Below are 18,915 nucleotides of genomic sequence, written 5' to 3'. Positions count from 1 at the left end.
CCGCCGCCCCTGCCCCCATCGCCGCGTTGGGAAGCAAGACGCGGACTCAGAACTTACCGCAGTACCCTTCTTTCAGTGCGTCGAACAGGTTGGCGGCGGTGTGCATTTCGCCGTCGTATTCGATCTGGTCGTTGCCTTTGGCTTCCACCACGCTGTCGTCTTCCAGTTCGAAGCGGTAGGTGGTGTTCTCCAGGTCCGCGTCCTTGACCAGCACGCCCTGGAAGGCGGCCGGGTTGAAGCGGAACGTGGTGCAGCCCTTCAGCCCCTGCTGGTGGGCGTAGCGGTAGATGTCCTTGAACTGCTCGTAGGGGTAGTCGGTGGGGACGTTGGCGGTCTTGGAGATGGAGCTGTCCACCCACTTCTGCGCCGCGGCCTGCACGTCCACGTGCTCCTTGGGGTGGATGTCGTCGGCGCCGATGAAGTAGTCCGGCAGCTGTGCGTCGGTGGCCTCGGCGAACAGCATCGCCTTGGGGTTGACCAGGTGACGGTAGGCCAGCAGCTCGAAGGAGAATACGTCCACCATCTCCTTGGATTTCTTGCCCTCGCGGATCACGTTGCGGCTGTAGTGGTGGGCGAAACTGGGCTCGATGCCGTTGGAGGCGTTGTTGGCCAGGCTCAGCGAGATGGTGCCGGTGCGGGCGATGGAGCTGTGGTGGGTGAAGCGCGCGCCCACTTCGGCCAGTTCGTCCACCAGCGCCGGCGCCGGCGCCACCTCGGCGATGCGCTGCATGTAGCGGCTGTACCTGGCGTGCAGCAGCTTGCCCTCGATCCGCTGGCCCACGCGCCAGCCGTCCTTGGCCATTTCCGGGCGCTGGCGCAGCATCGCGGCGGTGACTTCGAAGGTCTCCTGCATGATCGGCGCCGGGCCTTTTTCCTTGGTCAGGGTCAGCGCGGTTTCCCAGCCGGCCACGGCCATCTCGCGGGCGATGGCTTCGGTGAATTCGCAGGAGGCGGCGCTGCCGTACTTCATCTGCAGCATGGTCATGGTCGAGCCCAGGCCGAGGAAGCCCATGCCGTGGCGGCGCTTGCGCAGGATCTCGTCGCGCTGCTGTTGCAGCGGCAGGCCGTTGACCTCGACCACGTTGTCGAGCATGCGGGTGAACACGCGCGCCACTTCCTTGTATTCCTCCCAGTCGAAGCGCGCCTGCGCGGTGATCCGACTGCGCCAGGCACACGCTGACGCCCTTCTCCTGGCTGCCCTGCACCGAGTCGTCGGTGTCGAACAGGCCGCACAGGAAACCGCTGGAGGTTTTCTCGACGGCCGGCGTGATCGCCTTGTCCCCCGCGCGCAGGCCCAGTTCCAGCGCCAGGTCGTGCAGCGCCGCCGACGTCAGGCGGTATTCGCCGCGATCGCACACGTCGGTCCAGCCGGCGAAGTCGACGCGATGCGGCAGGCTGCGCGCGCAGCGCAGGGCTTCGTCCATCAGCGCCACCGGCGCCGGCGCCGCATTGACAGCGGCGGCCTGGGACCAGACCGACAACAGCGCGGCATCCTGCTTGAGCATGCCGTCGCCCACCAGCATGCCGAGCAGGAAACCTTCTTCGTAGCTGCGCACGCCGCGCCACTGGGCGCCGGCACGGTGATCGTTGAGCAGCACGCGATCGCCGGCCACCAGTTGGCCCGCCTGGCACCATTGCGTTTCCAGCGACCAGCGGGTCTGCCGCACGACGCGACGCACGCGGTGGTCCTCGGTCAGGCGCAGGGCGTAACCTTCCTCCGTCTGCAGCCGCATCACGTCCTTGCGGGCGGTCTTGAAGAAACCCTGGTCCCCGCTGGCATGGTCGCTGCCATCCACTCGGGCCAGGAACGGCGCGCCCAGCAGGTCGGCGACCTGGCGTGGACCCTCGGCGGTCTGCACCCAGGTATCGGCGGTCACGCAAGGGTTGGTGGCGCGGATGTTCTCGCACCACCAGTTGTTGTTCATCTCGTTGACGCGGTCGATCAGGAGGAAGCCCGGCTCGGCGTAGTCGTAGGTGGAGACCATGATCATGTCCCACAGGTGGCGGGCGCGGATCTGCCCGTACACCTTGCACGCGACCAGGCCGTCGTCGCAGACGATGCAGTCGCTGTGGGTCGGCCAGTCGCGCCAGACCACGTCGGTGGCACTGGCCAGGTCGATGTCGACCTGCTCATTGCGGTTCACCGGGAACAGCAGCGGCCAGTCGGCGTCGCGCTCCACCGCCTGCATGAAGCCATCGGTGATCAGCAGCGACAGGTTGAACTGGCGCAGGCGCCCGTCCTCGCGCTTGGCGTGGATGAAGTCCTTCACGTCCGGGTGCGACACGTCGAAGGCGCCCATCTGCGCGCCGCGGCGGCCGCCGGCCGAGGACACGGTGAAGCACATCTTGTCGAAGATGTCCATGAACGACATCGGCCCGGAGGTGTAGGCGCCGGCGCCGGCCACGAACGCGCCGCGCGGGCGCAGCGTGCTGAACTCATAGCCGATGCCGCAACCGGCCTTGAGGGTCAGGCCGGCCTCGTGGACCTTCTGCAGGATGCCGTCCATCGAATCGGTGATGGTGCTCGACACGGTGCAGTTGATGGTGCTGGTGGCCGGCTTGTGTTCCTGCGCGCCGGCGTTGGAGAGGATGCGCCCGGCCGGGATCGCGCCGCGGCGCAGCGCCCAGGCGAAGCGCTCGAACCAGTAGGCGCGCTTTTCCCCGGTGGCCTCGGCATCGGCCAGCGCGCGCGCCATGCGCTGGTAGGTGCCGTCGATGTCGGTATCCAGCGGGTCGCCCTGCTTGGTCTTCAGGCGGTACTTCTTGTCCCAGATGTCCTGCGACGCCGGCTGCATCGGGGTGGGGTTCTGCTTGGACTCGGTCTGGACGACTTCCAGGCACACCGTGCTCATTCGTTTCTGTTCTCCTCGAACCTGTCCCGATGGGGCGGATGGGGGTCACCCGCCGTGTCTCTTTCATCTGTATGCCACTTGCGCTGCGCCACGACGACAGCCGTGGCGGCGCGCGCGCCGCCGCCCTTGGACCGGATGGGAATGCGTCGGGCGTTCGAAGGCCCGTTTCATGTTCACGCCATGCGTCACTGCGCGCCCCTGGGATGTGAAAACCCCTATTTGTTGTGTCGATCTGCCATTGTACCGCTACATATAGTGGCAAGACGAAGTGCAACCTAACCTTGGGCCAGCCCGCTGTCAACGTGGCAACCGGGGGCGATCGGCGTCGCCGTACGGCGCAGCGGATTTGGCCCGGCGCCGGGCTTTCACTGGTGGTTAAACGCCACGCGTTCATCTTGATTTATGCGCCCAGGCGCCCATCTGCTCTGCGTCCCCGCCGTGCCATCCGGAACCCGACCCATGCGACCGCTGCCCACGCTGCTGACCCTGACCGCCGCCGCTGCCTTCGGCGGTTTCGCCGCCACCGCGATCAACGCGCACCTGGACAACCGCGCCGACGCGGCACCGGCGCCGCCGGTGCCGCAGACCCTGGCCGGCAGCGCGGCATTGCCGGCCTCGGTCGCCGGCCAGCCGCTGCCGTCGCTGGCGCCGATGCTGCAACAGACCATGCCGGCGGTGGTCAGCATCAACACCAAGCAGGTGGTGCGGGTACGCAACCCGTACTTCAGCGACCCGTTCTTCCGCCGCCTGTTCCCGGACATCCCGCAGGAACGCATCAACGAGTCGCTGGGTTCGGGCGTCATCATCGACGCCAGGAACGGCTACGTGCTGACCAACCACCACGTGGTGGAGAACGCCGACGACGTGCAGGTGACGCTGGCCGACGGGCGCAGCTTCAAGGCCGAGTTCATGGGCTCGGACGCGGACACCGACGTGGCGCTGATCCGGATCAAGGCCGACAAGCTCACCGAGATCCGCCTGGGCGACAGCAACAAGCTGCGCGTGGGCGATTTCGTGGTGGCGATCGGCAACCCATTCGGCTTCACCCAGACGGTGACTTCGGGCATCGTCTCGGCGATGGGCCGCAACGGCATCCGCGGCCTGGGCTACCAGAACTTCATCCAGACCGACGCCTCGATCAACCCGGGCAACTCCGGCGGCGCGCTGGTCGACCTGCACGGCGAACTGGTCGGCATCAACACCGCCAGCTTCAATCCGCAGGGCAGCATGGCCGGCAACATCGGCCTGGGCCTGGCGATCCCGTCGAACCTGGCGCGCGCGGTGGTGGATCAGTTGTTGAAGAACAACGGGGTGATGATCCGCGGCACCTTCGGCATCGAGACCCAGAACCTGACCGCGCAGATGGCGCAGGGGCTGGGCTTGGACGCGCCGCGCGGCGCGCTGGTGACGCGGGTGCTGACCGGCTCGGCCGCGGCGGGCACGGGCCTGCAACCCGGCGACGTGGTGGTCGGCGCCAACGGCGAGCGCCTGGACAGCGCCGAGGCGCTGCACAACTACGAAGGGCTGCAGCCGGTGGGCAGCACGGTGACGCTGGACGTGCGCCGCGACGGCAAGCCGCTGCAGATCAAGGCGACGCTGAAGGAGCAGCCGCGCGCGGTCAGCGGCGAGTCGCTGGACCCGCGGCTGGGCGGCGCCAGCTTCACCGACCTACCCGAGTCGCTGCGCCAGTCCGGGATCAACGGGGTGCTGGTCGGGACCGTGGCGCGTGGCAGCCGCGCGGCGCGCAACGGCCTGGCCGGCGGCGACATCGTGATGGCCGCGTCCATCGGCGAATTCGCCGACCTGGCCAGCTTCCGCGCCAACTTCGCGCGCAAGCCGGCGCCACTGGTGCTGCGCGTGGTCCGCGGCGGCGCGCAGGCGGACTTGTTGATGCATTGAGGCAAGCCCGCCTCTGGTCGGCGCGCTATGCGCCCTGCAGCCGATCGGCCAGGCCGCCCATGCGCAGCACGGACGTAACAAGCTCTACACCGCGTCGATGCTATTCCTCTGCATCGCGATCCGCGAACCGCCTGCCGCGCGCAGGCGCGCCCCCTACCCCCGTCAGGAGACACGCGATGAATACCAGCCCCACCAATACCGAAAACCTCAAGGACAACCTCGGCGAAGCCGGTGCGCACCTGAAGTCGGCCGCCACCTATGCCGGCGAAGCGATCAAGGGCGCGGCCGGCGCCGCGGGCGAGGAGCTGAAGCTGGGCAAGGCCAACGTCAAGGCCGAGCTGTCCGACAGCGCGCTGTCCGGCCTGGCCGCTGCCGAGTTCGGCGGGGCCGCGGCCAAGGAGCAGATCGATGTGCTGATGGACAAGGGCCGCGACCTGATCGACAGCGCCGCCGAGCTGATCCTCGAGCGCCCGCTGGCCTCGTTCGGCGTGGCCTTCGCCACCGGTTGGATCGTCGCCAAGCTGGCGCGCAGCAGCGACAAGTAAGCCTCGTGAGCGACGAACAGGCCCACGACGGCGGCGCCGCTCCCGCGCCCGATCCGGAGGCGGCCGCACGGCCGTCGCTGGAAGCGTCGCTCCGCGAGTTCGGCACTGCTGGCCGCCTGGGCCTGGCCCACACGCTGGAGGCCGGCCGCGCGCTGCACCGGCTGGTGACGGCAGACCTGGCGCTGGCGCGCGCGGCCCTGGCACGCGCGCTGGTGTGGCTGACCATCTCGGTGGCGTTCGGTGCCTCGGCCTGGATGCTGCTGATGGGCGCGCTGATCGCGGTGCTGCAGCGGCTGGGCTGGTCGTGGCTGACATCGATCTCGGCGACCGCGGCGTTCAGCCTGGTGGTCACCGCGCTGGGCGCCTGGCAGGCACTGCGCTATTTCGACATGAGCACCCTCGACGCCACCCGCCGCCAGTTGGCGAAGCTGGGCATCGGCGGCGAGGGCGAAGACGAGGACCACGCCGACGGCAACACGGCGGCGGCGGCAAAGGCCGGCCAATGAAATTCCACCAACTGCAGCACCGCATCGCGCGTGCCGAGACCGTCCTGGACGGGCGCCAGCAACGGATGCAGGCGCAATGGACCACGCTGCAGCGGGTCTGGCGCGAAGGCTGGACCCCGCTGCGCATCGTTGTGGTGGGACTGGGCGCCGGGTTCCTGGCCGGGCGCGCCGAACCGGCCGCGGCGATCGGCAAGCTCGGCGGCGCGCGCTGGCTGCAGATGCTCAGCGCCCTCTCCAGCCTGGTCACCGCAACCAAGGCCAAGCAGACGTCGGACCATGCCGAACGCGCCGCGGAGACGACGCAGGAGACGGCCGCTGTCGTCGATCCGGCGGCGGTCGCTGCGGTGCGGTGCCAGGCGGCGACCGGCCATGCCGTGTCGGCAGCGCCTGCCGACCAAGTGCCGCCGCGCGCGGCGGAAGCGGCCACCGAGTTGTCCGAGCGCTGAGCCGGCGGCCGCTGCGGCCGCCACGCCGTCTTCATACCGCGCGGGCCAGGATCGGCCTACACTTGCCCCCCCCCCCCCCCTTTTTTTTGCCAACGGTGCGCGTCCGCAGGACGCGTGCCCGTACCATCGTCCGCAGCGCAGGTCTGATGAGCACTCTCTCCGATTCCGTGGCCGTCGACGTGGCCGCGCCTCCCGAGCACGCGTTGCCGCCGGCGCCGCGCCCGCGCGGCCCGGTGTCGCTGGTGATGCTGGCGACGCTGGCGGTCGGCTACACCCTGTGGGCGGCGCAGGACGTGATCCTGCCGGTGCTGCTGGCGGCGTTCTTCGCCCTGGTCGGCAATCCGATCCTGCGCGGGCTGCAGCGGCTGTACGTGCCGCGCTTCTTCGGCGCCCTGCTGGTGCTGCTGTCGGGCATGGCGGTGGCGACGACGTTGGCGATGCAGCTGGCCGGCCCGGCCGCCGAGTGGGTGCAACAGGCGCCCCGGCAGATGCGCCACATCGCCAGCGAGGTGCGCGACCTGACCAAGCCGATGCAGCAGGCCAACCAGGCCGCGGAGAATTTCGCGCGCGCCGCCGGCGGCGACAACGGACGCCGCGTACAGGTGATCCGCACGCAGCTGGACGATCCGTACAAGGCGCTGGTGCGCACTCCGCGGCTGGCCGCCTCGGCGCTGGCGGTGGTGCTGCTGACGTTCTTCTTCATGGTGTTCGGCGAGAACCTGCAACGGCATGCGATCGCGCTGCTGCCGAACCGGCAGCAGCAGAAGTTCACCACCGACATCCTGCGCTCGATCGAGCGCGAGGTGTCGCGCTACGTGCTGACCATCAGCATCATCAACACCTTGGTCGGGCTGATCTTCGCCGGCATCCTGATATTGCTGCGGATCCCGCTGCAGGAAGCGCTGCTGTGGGGCACGGTGGTGGCGCTGCTGAACTTCGCTCCGTACGTGGGTCCGCTGATCGGCGCGATCCTGATGCTGCTGATGGGCTTCGTCGAGTTCCGCGATCCGCTGACCGCCGCGCTGCCGGCGCTCGTGTACCTGACGCTGCACGCGCTCGAGAGCCAGGTGGTGACGCCGATCGTGCTCGGCCGGCGCATGGCGATCTCGCCGCTGATGCTGATCCTGGCACTGATGCTGTTCGGTTGGCTGTGGGGCATGATCGGGCTGCTGCTGGCGGTGCCGCTGCTGGTATGCATCAAGTTGGTGCTGGCCCGGGTGGACGGCATGCAGCGCTGGGCCAGGCTGCTGGAATGACGCTGGACCCGGGAGCGCATGGTCCGGCCCCCGTCACGGCGCCGGCGCGCATGTCTCACCGCTGGGCAGCGGCCGCGGCGGCCGGTTGGCGTAAAATGCAACGGGTGACTCCTTTCCCTTCTTTCCCCGTTCGTGCGATCACGCTGGACCTGGACGACACGTTGTGGCCGTTCGCGCCGATCGGCGCGCGCATCGAACAGGTGTTGCACGACTGGCTGCTGCAGCACAGTCCGCGCACCGCCGAACGGTTCCCGATCGCAGCGATGCGGCAGCTGCGCGAAGAGGTCTTCGTCGCGCATCCGCACCTGGTGCACGACCTGAGCGAGATGCGGCGCCTGACCCTGCGCCGCGCGCTGCGCGACAGCGGCGCCGACGAGGCGCTGGCGGAGCCGGCGTTCGCGGTGTTCCACGCCGCGCGCAACCAGGTGGAGTGCTATCCGGACAGCATCGCGGCGCTGACGCGGATCGCCGCGCGGTTGCCGGTGGTGGCGCTGAGCAACGGCAACGCCGACCTGGCCACGATCGGCCTGGCAGCGCATTTCGCGTTCCAGCTCAACGCGCGCGAGCACGGCGCGGCCAAGCCGGACCCGAGCATCTTCCACGCCGCCTGCGCGCGTCTGGGCCTGCCCTGTGCGCAGGTACTGCACGTCGGCGACCACATCGAGATGGACGTGGTCGGCGCGATGCAGGCGGGCCTTCGCGGCTGCTGGATCAACCGCGACGCGCAGGCCTGGCATCCGCCGACGCCGCCGGACCTGCACTTCGCCACCCTGACTGGCCTGGCCGACTGGCTGGATGCCACCCAGCCGGCGTCCGGAGTGCGCGCATGAGCGTCGCCCGGGCGGCCGCCTGCCGCCGCCTGTTCGTCCAGGCCGCGCCCGCCACTGCCCGTGCCCGTCCCACAAGGATCTGCTGATGTCCCTGCCTTCCGGCTTCACCGACGCCTCGACCCACGCGCTGCCGCTGTACGTTCTGGACCGCGAACGCCTGGCCGAATGGCGCGCGGCGCAGGTGCCGGCCTGGGTGGCGTGGCTGGACGCGCAGCAGTTCCTGGCCGCGCCGGGCACCGCGCTGCTGCTGCCGGGCGCGGACGGCGTGGCCGCGGCGGTGCTGGGCGTCGGCGACCGCGGCGATGCCTACGCCTACGCGCACGCGCCGCTCGCCCTGCCGGCCGGCAGCAATTGGCAGCTGGCCAGCGCGCTGAGCGCCGACGAGCAGGCCGCGCTGCAACTGGGCTGGGGCCTGGGCAGCTACCACTACGCCCGCTACAAGCAGCCGACGCGGCAGCCAGCGCGGCTGCTGGCCACCCCGGACACGGACGTGCGCGACCTGCTGGAGGCTTGCGTGCGCGTGCGCGACTGGGTCAACACGCCCACCGAGCACATGGGCCCGGACCAGTTGGAAGCGGCCGCGCGCGCGATCGCGCAAGCGCATGGCGCACAGTGCGAGAGCATCGTCGGCGCGGCGTTGCTGAGCGGCAATTTCCCGGCGATCCATGCCGTCGGCCGCGCCTCGCACCGCGCGCCGCGGCTGATCGTGCTGCGCTGGGGCGAGGCGGCGCATCCGCACGTGGCGCTGGTCGGCAAGGGCGTGTGCTTCGATACCGGCGGCCTGGACCTGAAACCGGCCGATGGCATGCGCCACATGAAGAAGGACATGGGCGGCGCGGCGCACGCGCTGGCCCTGGCCGGGCTGGTGATGGCGCAACGGCTGCCGTTGCGGTTGACCGTGCTGATCCCGGCGGTGGAGAACGCGGTCGGCCCGGACGCGTTCCGCCCCGGCGAGGTCATCGCCACGCGCCAGGGCGTCAGCGTGGAGGTCGACAACACCGACGCCGAAGGCCGGCTGGTGCTGTGCGACGCGCTGACCTATGCCAGCGAACAGGCGCCGGACGCGATCCTGGATTTCGCCACGCTGACCGGCGCGGCGCGGATCGCGCTGGGCCCGGACCTGCCGGCGCTGTTCTGCAACGACGACGCGCTGGCACAGGCCTGGATCGCCGCCGGCGAGCGCAGCCGCGACCCGGTCTGGCGCATGCCGCTGTGGCGCCCGTATCTGCGCTACCTGACCAGCCCGATCGCCGACCTGGCCAACGCCGGCTCGCGCATGGCCGGCGCGATCACCGCGGCGCTGTACCTGGAGCGCTTCGTGCCGGCGCGGCAGCCCTGGGCGCACCTGGACGTGTATGCCTGGAACGACAGCGACCGCCCCGGCCGTCCGGCCGGCGGCGAAGCGCTGGCGCTGCGCTCGGCCTACGCCATGCTCAAGGCGCGCTACGCCGGCTGAGGCAACGCGTTGGCGGCGGCGAGAGACCGCTCCAGCCGGCCCTTGGGCGGCATTGGGCGAGCATGCAGGACGTTGCATGCGCGGTCGCGGCCGCACTCGCACGCGCGACAGCGGTCGGGGGCACTATCACAGGCAGGACGCACGGCCAGGCGGATGATTCCCGGACCGGGGGCGGATGCCCGTCTGCGCCGGTCGCGGAACGCCGCGCCGCACGCCACGCTCTCCATCGCCGCCGCCACAGGAGTTGCCACATGTCCCATCCCGATCCGACCCCGCCGCCGACCCCCCCGCCACACCGTCCGCGGCCCTGGCTGGCGCTGGCCGGCATCGCCGCGATCGCCGCCGCGATCGCCGCCGCCTTCGCCTGGAGCGCCGGCTGGCTGGGCGGGCCGCAGCGGCTGACCGCGCAGCGCATGACCGACACCATCGAGGCCGGCGGCCCGCCGCATCCGGGCTTCCGCCGCGCGCACAGCAAGGGCATGTGCGTGAGCGGCCATTTCGAGGGCAACGGCCAGGCGCGCGCGCTGTCCTCGGCACGGGTGTTCACCCAGGCGGCGGTGCCGGTGCTGGGACGGATGTCGATCGGTGGCGGCGATCCGCACGGCGCCGACGCCGCCGGGCGGGTACGCAGCATGGCGCTGCTGCTGCGCAGCGACGACGGCCAGCAGTGGCGCACGGCGATGAACAGCTTCCCGTTCTTCGCGGTGGCCACCCCGGAGGGTTTCATGGCGCAGACCCTGGCCGCGCAGCCGGACCCGGCCACCGGCAAGCCGGACCCGGCGAAGATGGTCGCGTTCCTGCAGCGCTACCCGGAAGCCAAGAAATTCCAGCAATGGGCCAAGACCGCGCCCTGGTCGGACAGCTGGGCCAATACCCAGTACAACGGCGTCAATGCGTTCCGCTTCACCGCCGCCGACGGCAGCCGCCGTTTCGTGCGCTGGTCGATGCGGCCGCAGACCGCGTTCAAGGAACTGTCGGCGGCGCAGCGCGCGCAGGCCGATGCCGATTTCCTGGGCGAGGACCTGCAGGCGCGGCTGGCGCGCGGCCCGCTGCGCTGGGACCTGGTGCTGACCGTGGCCGCGCCCGGCGACCCGATCGACGACCCGTCGCAACCCTGGCCGCAGCAGCGGCACCAGGTGGTCGCCGGCACCCTGGTGCTCGACCACGCCGAGCCACAGGCCACCGGCCCGTGCCGCGACCTCAACTACGATCCACTGATCCTGCCGCGCGGCATCGCCGGTTCCGACGATCCGATCCTGGCCGCGCGCTCGGCGGTGTACGCGCAATCGTTCGACCGCCGCGAGCGCGAGATCGGCCGCGGCCAGGCGGCGGACGCCACCGGCCAGGCGCATGGGGGTGGGCAATGAGCCGCGCCAACGCCTCCGGGCACTTCAACCCGACCGCACGCGTGCTGCACTGGCTGATGGCGGCGATGATCCTGACCATGCTGTTCGTCGGCGTGGGCATGGTCGCCTCGGTGTCGCAGCGGCCGTGGCTGCTCGACCTGCACCGCCCGCTGGGCATCGCGATCTTGCTGCTGGCGATCGTGCGCCTGGGCAACCGCCTGCGCCACCAGCCGCCGCCGCTGCCGGCGGACCTGCCGTGGTGGCAGAAGACCGCGGCGCTGGCCTCGCACTGGCTGCTGTACGCACTGATGCTGGCGATGCCGCTGCTGGGCGGGTCGATGCTGTCGGCCGGCGGCTATCCGATCGTGCTGTGGCCGGGCGTGCAGTTGCCGCCGATCGCGCCGCACGGTCCTGCACTCTACGCCTGGCTGCGCAGCGCGCACGGCTGGCTGGGGTACCTGTTGTTCGCCACGGTGCTCGGGCACCTGTGCGCGGCGCTGTTCCATGCCTGGGTGCGCCGCGACGGTGTGTTCTCGAGCATGGCGCGGGGCGCTGCGGTGCCGGTGGCCGCGCCGGCGCCGCAGCGGGAGCAGCGCTAGCGGCTGTTGCGCTGCGCCGGTGGCCGCCCAGTAGATGCCGCCATACAGGTGCTCGAGATAACGCGGATCGTTGTCGGCCTCGGCCTGGTGGCCGAGCGCGGTGGCGAATACGTGGGCGCCTTCGAAATGGTGGTACCAGGCCACGGGATGCTTCTTGCCCATGCCCTTGGCGATCTGGCCGGGCCGGATCAGTGTGGGATCGTGGCTGGACTCGTCCACCGTCGTCAGCGTGACCAGGTGGTCGCAGTAGGCGATCGTACTTGTACCACCCGTTTGATCACTTCCACGCTGCGCCAGGCTGGCGGAGGCGCGGAAGTTGCGCTCGACCACGTCGACCATCGCGGTCTGCGGATACGGATGGGGACGGAATGCGCGGCCGAACCACCCCGCTCGACGCCAGCGGTAGCGCGCGGGTGATCGGCAGCGACCTGGACACCGATTCGTACGTGTGTTCAGTTCCGGCATTAGGTGGATCGGGTCACCTGATTAGCCCTGACCCTCAAGCCGCTGCAATGGCGAGCCCCTCGCAGAACAGGCCACAGTCCAGGCTGGAAGCGCATCACGGCTGCGGAAAGTCGCGCCAGCACTTCGCGCAGGCAAAGCCTGAGGTTGAGGTTGAAACGATAGGAAGCTTCGGACGAGTCGCACCGCAAGCGGCCCATGCCTGAAAGCTGGCTGAGAATCAGGGCTAATCAGGTTGATCTTTCGTTTGACGTGCGTCATTTTGGGCGGGAAAAGTATCAAATTCACCCCGGAAATAAGTATTTCAGCAGCCTGCTAAAGGGGCCTGCGGCCGTTGCACCGCGTGGCAGGTCGCGACCGCGCCGGACCGTTGCATGGCTGCTGGCGGACCTTCGCATGGAGACGTGGCCTTCGAGTGGCGATGGCGTTGCCCGTGTCCGTTGCCAATCGCGCGATTGCCGGCGTCAGGATGTCGTCGCGCGCAGCGCCTGCGCCGCGGCGATGCCGGCGAAGATCGCCAGGCCGACCCAATTGTTGTGCAGAAAGGCGCGGAAGCAGGGCGCACGTTCGCGGGTCCGCACGATGCGGAATTCGTAGGCGACCAGCAGCGCGGCCACGCCCAGCCCAGCCCAGTACCAGGGCCCCAGTGCGCCGCGGAGGCCGACGAAGGCCAGAGCAACGAACATCAGCGCGTACAGGATGCCCTGCGCGACCAGGTCCAGGTCGCCGAACAGGATCGCGGTGGACCTGGCGCCGGCGCGCAGGTCGTCCTCGCGATCGACCATCGCATACCAGGTGTCGTAGGCGGTGGCCCACAGGATGTTGGCCGCGTACAGCAGCCAGCCCAGCGCCGGCACCTCGCCGCGGATCGCCGCGAACGCCATCGGGATGCCCCAGCCGAAGGCCATGCCGAGATAGACCTGCGGCAGGTAGGTGTAGCGCTTCAGATAGGGGTAGCTGGCGGCCAGGAACAGCCCGACCACGCTCAGGCCGATGGTCAGCGGGTTCATAGTCGCCACCAGCGCGAAGGCGGCGAGCATCAGCAGCGTGAACACCGCCAGCGCCTCGCGGCCGCTGACCGCGCCGGTGACCAGCGGCCGCCCGCGGGTGCGTTCAACCTGCGGGTCCAGCCAGCGGTCGGCATAGTCGTTGATCACGCAGCCGGCTGAGCGGGTCAGCCAGACCCCGGCGGTGAACACGAGCAGGGTCCACAGCGGCGGGACGCCGTCGGCGGCCAGCCACAGTGCCCACCAAGTCGGCCACAGCAGCAGCAGCGCACCGATCGGACGGTCGCCGCGCAGCAATTTCCAGTACTGGCCCAGGCGCGCGGGCAGCGGCAGCACGGCAGGCGTCTCGTAGCGTTCGTCACCCATCGGGCAAGGGTAGCAGCCGGGCCTGCCCGGCGGCAGCGCGGCGTGGCCGGCATGCCCGTGGCACCACGCTGCCGGCATGGGGGAGACGCGGCGCGCGGTTTGCAGTTAGACTGCGCGTCCGTTGCGCCCGTAGCTCAGCCGGATAGAGTAGTGGCTTCCGAAGCCATTGGTCGGGGGTTCGAATCCCTCCGGGCGCACCAATTCAAGTTCCAGGCTTGTCCCGGGATGTCCAAGAACCCTCGAGAAATCTGGGGTTTTTCGTTGTTGGCATCCGCTGAAGTCCGGGGCGACCCATTGAAATCCAGCACTGTTGGGGCATAGATGGGGGCATTCCACGTGCGCCGAAGTCGAGATGCCCCCATGCCCCTAAGAACCTGTTCACGATCTTTTGAGTAGTAGTGTCAGGCATGCCAGGTGGATGAACTGCAAGCTGGTGTTGAGCTTACGCTCGCAGTTCTTCCATAACCTTCGGTTCTTTTCCAGCCACGCAAAGCTGCGTTCGACGATCCAGCCCTTGGGCATGACCTTGAAGGTGTGCAGTTCGCTGCGTTTGGCGATCTGCACCGTGACTTGCTTGCCCAGGATCTCTCGTACGCCTTCGGCGAATGGTTCTGCGGTATAGCCGCTATCGCACAACAGGCTTTGCACGTGTCCCAGGTTCGGCTTGCAACGATCCAGGGATTGGAGCGCGCCTTTGCGGTCGGTCACTTCCGCCCTCGTCACCGCGACCGCATGCGGCAGGCCTTGGGTATCGACGGCGATGCGACGCTTGATCCCCAAGACCTTCTTGCCCGCGTCATAACCCTTCTGGCCGGCCGTGTCCGTGTTCTTCACGCTCTGTGCGTCCACGATCAAGAACGTGCTGCAAGCGTTGCGCCCCTGTCTCTGGCGGGCCGCGCCAACCTGATTTTTTGAGCGCCCGCTCCACCAGGCTCACTCCTTCATCGTCTGGTTCGCTCCACTTGGCAAAGTAGCAGTGCACGGTGCGCCACTTCGGGAAGTCGCTGGGCAGCGCTGGCCACTGACAGCCGGTGCGCAGCAGGTACAGCACCGCGCACCACACGTCGTACAGATCCACGGTCCGTGGCTTGGTACGCTTGCACGCCTGCTCCAGAATGGGGCGGATCTGCTCGAACCGCTCCCGGCTCATGTCACTCGGATACGTCTTTGTGCGCATCCGCAGAGTTTGCACTACCCGGGAAAGATCGTGAACAGGTTCTAAGGAAGGTCTGAACAACACACCGCAGATGAGCGACACTATTCGCTCACGTAGAGGGATGGGCCACGCAACTGACGTTTGGTGATGCTGAGGGCCTGGGCAAGCGTAAGCGGGGGCGCCGTGAGATCTTCCTTGCCGAGATGGAGCAGGTCGTCCCATGGAAGCAATTGCTGGGGCTGATCGCACCGCACTATCCGGTGTCGGGGCGTCCAGGTCGGCCGCCGTACGCATTGGCGACGATGTTGCGGATTCATCTGTTGCAGCAGTGGTATGCGTTGAGCGATCCGGCGATGGAAGAAGCGTTGCACGAGATCCCGAGCTTGCGTCGTTTTGCCCAGCTCGGTGGCTTGGACAACGTTCCCGAGGAGACCACGATTCTTAACTTTCGCCGCCTGCTGGAAACCGATGGCCTCGCCGCGCGGATGTTGGCAGCGGTCAACGCGCATCTGGCGCGCAAGGGCCAGAGCCTGCGGTCGGGCACGATTGTCGATGCGACGCTGATCGCCGCACCCAGTTCGACCAAGAATGCCGACCATGCGCGTGACCCTGAGATGCATCAGACCAAGAAGGGCAATCAGTGGTATTTCGGGATGAAGGCGCACATCGGCGTGGATGCGTTTTCCGGGTTGGTGCACCAGGTCCGTTGCACGGCCGCCAATGTCGCCGATGTCACGGTGACGCACGCCTTGCTGCATGGCAAAGAAGACAGCGTGTTCGGCGATAGCGGCGATAGCGGTGCGGACAAACGCGACGAACTGCAAAACTGCAAGGCAGCATTCTTCATTGCCGCCAGACCCTCGACGATCCAAGCCATCGGCAATCAACGCGAGCGTGCCCGGCAAACGCGTTGGGAACACTTCAAGGCCAGCGTACGCGCGAAGGTGGAGCATCCATTCCGGGTGATCAAACGCCAGTTCGGTTACACCAAGGTCCGCTATCGGGGCCTAGCCAAGAACACGGCGCAGGTGCTGACGTTGTTTGCGCTCTCCAATCGATGGATGGCGCGCCGGCAGTTGCTGCCGGCCAGGGGGGAATGCTGCCTGGCGCGGGATACGTCGCCAGAAAAGCGCAAAACCTCGTCCGACAAACCCGCTTTACGCGTTCCTGGCGTTCAAGATGCCGGAATGTATGTGGTCTGGAACGTTGTTCAGACCTTCCCTAGGCAAGTACAGTTGGGCCTCCTCGCAAACGATCACGATGGGGTGCCGCGCATCGCCGTCTTCACCCGGACTGCTCCAGAACTGGATCTGGTAGATCAATCGCCCGACCAAGCCCACAACTACCGGCAAGATGTCGGAGGGAACCTCGGAGAAGTCGATGATCTTGATGCCGGGATTGACGCCGTCCTTGACATTGCCCGTGCCGAGCAGTTTCTGAAAGAGATCGATGCGTCAGTGCCTGCCGACATGCCGATTCACCTCATCATGGACAATTACGCGACGCACAAGACCGACAAGGTCAGGGCGTGGCTCGCCGCTCGGCCGCGCTACAACATTCATTTCACGCCGACTTCGGCGTCTTGGTTGAATTTGGTGGAGTGCTTTTTCGCAACGTTGAGCGAGAAGTGGATAAAGCGGCAAGCGCACATCAGCGTCAAGGACCTGGAAGCGTCGATTGAGCACTATTTGGAAACGTACAACCAGAACCCCAAGCCATTTCGGTGGCATAAGAAAGCCGAAAATATCCTCACCTCGGTCGCCCGTGCAGCACGGGCATTAGAGGATTAATTTTAGATGGTACTTGTGAAACCCTACGCTAGGGCAGGCGCTCCTTCTGCTTCCTTCGCCAATGGGCATGCATTGGTGCTCCAGCCCTCATGGCACGAAATGTCCATGGCGCCGGGTGCCTGCACCCACTTGGCTCTTCGGCGGATCAGCGCGTTCATACGCGCACCTGCCAACGCCCGACACCATGATGCTCATCCCCGCGCGTCACTCCGCCGCGGCGCTCGCGCTGTAGATCGCGCCATCGCGGCGCACCCGCACCGGACCGCCGAACACCGCCGACAGCGGCGCATCGGCCAGCAGCTCCGCACGTCCGCCGTCGGCGTACACGTGGCCGCCACGCAGCAGGATCACCCGCTCGATCTCGGGCACGATCTCCTCGATGTGGTGGGTCGCCAGCACCAGGGTGATGCCCTGGCGGGCGAGTCCGCGCATCGTGGTCAGCAGGTGCTGGCGCGCGATCAGGTCCAGCCCGGTGCTTGGTTCGTCCAGCAGCAGCGCCTGCGGCCGGTTGACCAGCGCACGTGCGATCAGCACGCGCCGGGTCTCGCCTGCGGACAGCTCGGCATAGGGCCGCTGCAGCAGCGGCAACGCCTGCGCCAGCTGCAGCGCCTCGCGCGCGCGATCGCGCATGGCTTCGCTCACCTCGCGATGCGGCGGCACCACATAGCTGGCGAAGAAGCCGGACAGCACCGCGCGCTCCACGTCCAGCCCGGGCATGTCGGCGAGATTGACGCTGAGGTCTCCGGTGACGATGCCCAGCTGGTTGCGCAGCCGGTCCACCTGCCAGCGGCTGTGTCCCAGCACCCGCACCGGGGCCTCTTCGCCGGCGCGCGCCAGCGGATACAGCTCGCGCGTGATCAGCTTGATGAACGAGGACTTGCCGCAGCCGTTCGGGCCGAGGATCGCGGTGTGCTGGCCGAGCGCGATGCGCAGGCTCAGTTCGTGCAGCACGCGCACCTGGCTGCGCACCACGCTGGCGCGGTCCAGTTCGATCAGCGGCGCGTCCGCTGGCACGGAGGTTGCATCGGGTACGGCGACGGACATGGAAGTGAAACCGTTTTGTGATCGAGAGCGCGCAGCGGCTGAATACCGTGCGCAGGCGATGGGTGAAGTTTGCCGCCACTGCCCCCATCATGTCTTCCCGTACAAATTGGCGCACGCCTTTACCGGCCCGGAGTTCTGGCAATGTCCGACGCGATCCTCGATTTCCTCCGCTTCGGCCTGCTCGACGTCGGCTGGTGGGGCATGGTGGCGGTGCTGCTGGTGTTCACCCAGCTGACCATCTTCGCAGTGACCCTGTACCTGCACCGCAGCCAGGCGCACCGCGGTGTCGATTTCCATCCGTTGCTGTCGCACTTCTTTCGCTTCTGGACCTGGTTCACCACCTCGATGATCACCAAGGAGTGGGTGGCGATCCATCGCAAGCACCACGCCAAGGTGGAGACCGAGGACGACCCGCACAGCCCGCAGACCAAGGGCATCGGCCGCGTGTTCTGGCGCGGCGTGGAGCTGTACCGCGAGGCGCGCGCCGTGCGCGGCGACATCGAGCAGTACGGCAAGGGCGCTCCGGACGACTGGATCGAGCGGCGCCTGTACACCCCGCACGCGAACTGGGGTCCGGCAACGCTGCTGGCGGTCGATTTCCTGCTGTTCGGCTTGCCCGGCATCGCGCTGTGGGCGCTGCAGATGGCCTGGATCCCGTTCTGGGCTGCCGGCGTGGTCAACGGCCTCGGCCACTGGTGGGGCTACCGTAACTTCGAGTCGGCCGACACCTCGACCAACCTGACCCCCTGGGCGCTGTGGATCGGCGGCGAAGAACTGCACAACAACCACCACGCTTTTCCCAGTTCGGCGCGCTTCTCGATGCGGCGCTGGGAGCTGGACGTCGGCTGGGTGGCGATCCGTGGGCTGGCCGCGCTGCGCCTGGCCAAGGTCCTGCGCGTGGCGCCGACCCTGGACGTGCGCCCGAACATCGCCGTGCCCGATGCCGACACCCTGCGCGCGCTGCTCTCGCACCGCTTTCAGGCGATGACCGACTACCAGCGCAACGTGTTCGCCCCGGCGCTGAAGGAAGAAGCCGCGCAGGCCGGCGCCAAGCTGCGCAAGCGGCTGCCGCGGCGCCTGCGCAAGGGCCTGGTGGACGACGGCCGCTGGCTCAAGCCGGATGCGCGCGAACAGCTGCAGCACTGGGTCGCGCAGCGCCCGCGCCTGCGCACCCTGGTCGAGCACCGCGCGCGCCTGGCCGCACTGCTGGAAGCGCGCAGCCACGACGCCAGCGAACGCATGAAGCAACTGCAGGCCTGGTGCCACGACGCCGAGGCCAGCGGCATCGCCGCCCTGCAGGCCTACGCCGCGCGCCTGAAGGGCTACGCCCTGGCATGACCTGCGGCTTCCCGCAG

At 68.3% G+C, this 18,915-nt stretch carries 14 protein-coding genes, 1 tRNA gene and 3 pseudogenes; 13 read left to right on the top strand and 5 right to left on the bottom strand.

The window, feature by feature from the left end; genetic code table 11:
* Positions 1-46 precede the first annotated feature (46 nt).
* A pseudogene (locus G4Q83_RS18640) lies at positions 47-2,852 on the bottom strand (ribonucleotide reductase N-terminal alpha domain-containing protein).
* A 459-nt stretch (positions 2,853-3,311) separates the two neighbouring features.
* Here G4Q83_RS18640 and G4Q83_RS18635 point away from each other — a divergent pair.
* From G4Q83_RS18635 to G4Q83_RS18595, 9 genes are all read left to right on the top strand, one after another.
* Positions 3,312-4,751, top strand: a complete 1,440-nt coding sequence (locus G4Q83_RS18635) for a Do family serine endopeptidase (protein ID WP_128421694.1) — start codon at positions 3,312-3,314, stop codon at positions 4,749-4,751.
* 176 nt (positions 4,752-4,927) lie between these two features.
* A complete protein-coding gene (locus G4Q83_RS18630; RefSeq protein WP_128421693.1) occupies positions 4,928-5,296 on the top strand; it encodes a hypothetical protein in 369 nt (122 codons plus the stop codon).
* Positions 5,297-5,301: 5 nt separating this feature from the next.
* Entirely contained in the window at positions 5,302-5,802 is a 501-nt protein-coding gene (locus tag G4Q83_RS18625) for a phage holin family protein (protein ID WP_128421692.1), read from the top strand.
* Positions 5,799-6,248 carry a hypothetical protein gene (locus G4Q83_RS18620; protein WP_128421691.1) on the top strand — a complete coding sequence of 150 codons (450 nt, stop codon included), beginning with the start codon at positions 5,799-5,801 and terminating at the stop codon, positions 6,246-6,248. Before G4Q83_RS18625 ends, G4Q83_RS18620 begins: the two co-directional genes overlap by 4 nt.
* 146 nt (positions 6,249-6,394) lie before the next feature.
* Positions 6,395-7,504: an AI-2E family transporter gene (locus G4Q83_RS18615; RefSeq protein WP_128421727.1), complete on the top strand. Its 1,110-nt coding sequence runs from the start codon at positions 6,395-6,397 to the stop codon at positions 7,502-7,504.
* A 104-nt stretch (positions 7,505-7,608) separates the two neighbouring features.
* Positions 7,609-8,334 (top strand): HAD family hydrolase, encoded by a 726-nt coding sequence (locus G4Q83_RS18610; RefSeq protein ID WP_246432167.1) that lies wholly within the window; start codon positions 7,609-7,611, stop codon positions 8,332-8,334.
* An 85-nt stretch (positions 8,335-8,419) separates the two neighbouring features.
* Positions 8,420-9,790 carry a leucyl aminopeptidase family protein gene (locus tag G4Q83_RS18605; RefSeq protein WP_128421729.1) on the top strand — a complete coding sequence of 457 codons (1,371 nt, stop codon included), beginning with the start codon at positions 8,420-8,422 and terminating at the stop codon, positions 9,788-9,790.
* Positions 9,791-10,041: 251 nt separating this feature from the next.
* Positions 10,042-11,157, top strand: a complete 1,116-nt coding sequence (locus G4Q83_RS18600) for a catalase family peroxidase (RefSeq protein ID WP_128421730.1) — start codon at positions 10,042-10,044, stop codon at positions 11,155-11,157.
* Positions 11,154-11,735, top strand: coding sequence for a cytochrome b (locus tag G4Q83_RS18595; RefSeq protein ID WP_128421731.1), 582 nt, complete (start codon positions 11,154-11,156; stop codon positions 11,733-11,735). The genes G4Q83_RS18600 and G4Q83_RS18595 overlap by 4 nt, the downstream gene beginning before the upstream one ends.
* Positions 11,736-11,819: 84 nt before the next feature.
* On the opposite strand, the pseudogene G4Q83_RS18590 reads toward G4Q83_RS18595, so the two are convergent.
* Positions 11,820-12,200: pseudogene (locus tag G4Q83_RS18590) on the bottom strand (ThuA domain-containing protein); the annotation flags it as partial.
* A gap of 461 nt (positions 12,201-12,661) precedes the next feature.
* Complete coding sequence (gene ubiA, locus G4Q83_RS18585; RefSeq protein ID WP_128421732.1) at positions 12,662-13,570, bottom strand: 4-hydroxybenzoate octaprenyltransferase; 909 nt, start codon at positions 13,568-13,570, stop codon at positions 12,662-12,664.
* 123 nt (positions 13,571-13,693) lie between these two features.
* Here ubiA and G4Q83_RS18580 point away from each other — a divergent pair.
* Positions 13,694-13,770, top strand: a tRNA-Arg gene (locus tag G4Q83_RS18580).
* 178 nt (positions 13,771-13,948) lie between these two features.
* Here G4Q83_RS18580 and G4Q83_RS18575 read toward each other — a convergent pair.
* A protein-coding gene (locus tag G4Q83_RS18575) for an IS5 family transposase (RefSeq protein WP_185817260.1) occupies positions 13,949-14,747 on the bottom strand; the annotation gives its coding sequence in 2 pieces (ribosomal slippage) (positions 13,949-14,477 and positions 14,476-14,747; 801 coding nt in all).
* Between the two features lie 113 nt (positions 14,748-14,860).
* Between G4Q83_RS18575 and G4Q83_RS18570 the strand changes: the two are divergent.
* Positions 14,861-15,820 (top strand): annotated as a pseudogene (locus G4Q83_RS18570) (IS5 family transposase); the annotation flags it as partial.
* A gap of 93 nt (positions 15,821-15,913) precedes the next feature.
* The gene (locus G4Q83_RS24300; protein WP_425509776.1) at positions 15,914-16,516 is read left to right on the top strand and encodes a transposase; all 603 of its coding nucleotides are present in this window, start codon (positions 15,914-15,916) and stop codon (positions 16,514-16,516) included.
* 204 nt (positions 16,517-16,720) lie between these two features.
* Here G4Q83_RS24300 and G4Q83_RS18565 read toward each other — a convergent pair whose 3' ends face one another.
* A complete protein-coding gene (locus G4Q83_RS18565; protein ID WP_128421390.1) occupies positions 16,721-17,560 on the bottom strand; it encodes an ABC transporter ATP-binding protein in 840 nt (279 codons plus the stop codon).
* A 141-nt stretch (positions 17,561-17,701) separates the two neighbouring features.
* Here G4Q83_RS18565 and G4Q83_RS18560 point away from each other — a divergent pair, with 141 nt between their 5' ends.
* Positions 17,702-18,898 (top strand): DesA family fatty acid desaturase, encoded by a 1,197-nt coding sequence (locus G4Q83_RS18560; RefSeq protein ID WP_128421389.1) that lies wholly within the window; start codon positions 17,702-17,704, stop codon positions 18,896-18,898.
* Positions 18,899-18,915: the final 17 nt, after the last annotated feature.

This window comes from Xanthomonas theicola (assembly GCF_014236795.1).
Classification (GTDB): Bacteria; Pseudomonadota; Gammaproteobacteria; order Xanthomonadales; family Xanthomonadaceae; genus Xanthomonas_A; species Xanthomonas_A theicola.
The sequence above is the reverse complement of the archived record's forward strand: the minus strand, read 5'-3'. Positions and strand labels throughout refer to the sequence as shown.

Bases quoted from the DNA above. Each gene is read 5' to 3' on its own strand.
- G4Q83_RS18605 (WP_128421729.1), top strand. From the start codon at position 8,420: ATGTCCCTGCCTTCCGGCTTCACCGACGCCTCGACCCACGCGCTGCCG.
- G4Q83_RS24300 (WP_425509776.1), top strand. From the start codon at position 15,914: ATGTATGTGGTCTGGAACGTTGTTCAGACCTTCCCTAGGCAAGTACAG.
- G4Q83_RS18600 (WP_128421730.1), top strand. From the start codon at position 10,042: ATGTCCCATCCCGATCCGACCCCGCCGCCGACCCCCCCGCCACACCGT.
- G4Q83_RS18560 (WP_128421389.1), top strand. From the start codon at position 17,702: ATGTCCGACGCGATCCTCGATTTCCTCCGCTTCGGCCTGCTCGACGTC.
- G4Q83_RS18620 (WP_128421691.1), top strand. From the start codon at position 5,799: ATGAAATTCCACCAACTGCAGCACCGCATCGCGCGTGCCGAGACCGTC.
- G4Q83_RS18595 (WP_128421731.1), top strand. From the start codon at position 11,154: ATGAGCCGCGCCAACGCCTCCGGGCACTTCAACCCGACCGCACGCGTG.
- ubiA (WP_128421732.1), bottom strand. From the start codon at position 13,570: ATGGGTGACGAACGCTACGAGACGCCTGCCGTGCTGCCGCTGCCCGCG.
- G4Q83_RS18630 (WP_128421693.1), top strand. From the start codon at position 4,928: ATGAATACCAGCCCCACCAATACCGAAAACCTCAAGGACAACCTCGGC.
- G4Q83_RS18635 (WP_128421694.1), top strand. From the start codon at position 3,312: ATGCGACCGCTGCCCACGCTGCTGACCCTGACCGCCGCCGCTGCCTTC.
- G4Q83_RS18615 (WP_128421727.1), top strand. From the start codon at position 6,395: ATGAGCACTCTCTCCGATTCCGTGGCCGTCGACGTGGCCGCGCCTCCC.
- G4Q83_RS18565 (WP_128421390.1), bottom strand. From the start codon at position 17,560: ATGTCCGTCGCCGTACCCGATGCAACCTCCGTGCCAGCGGACGCGCCG.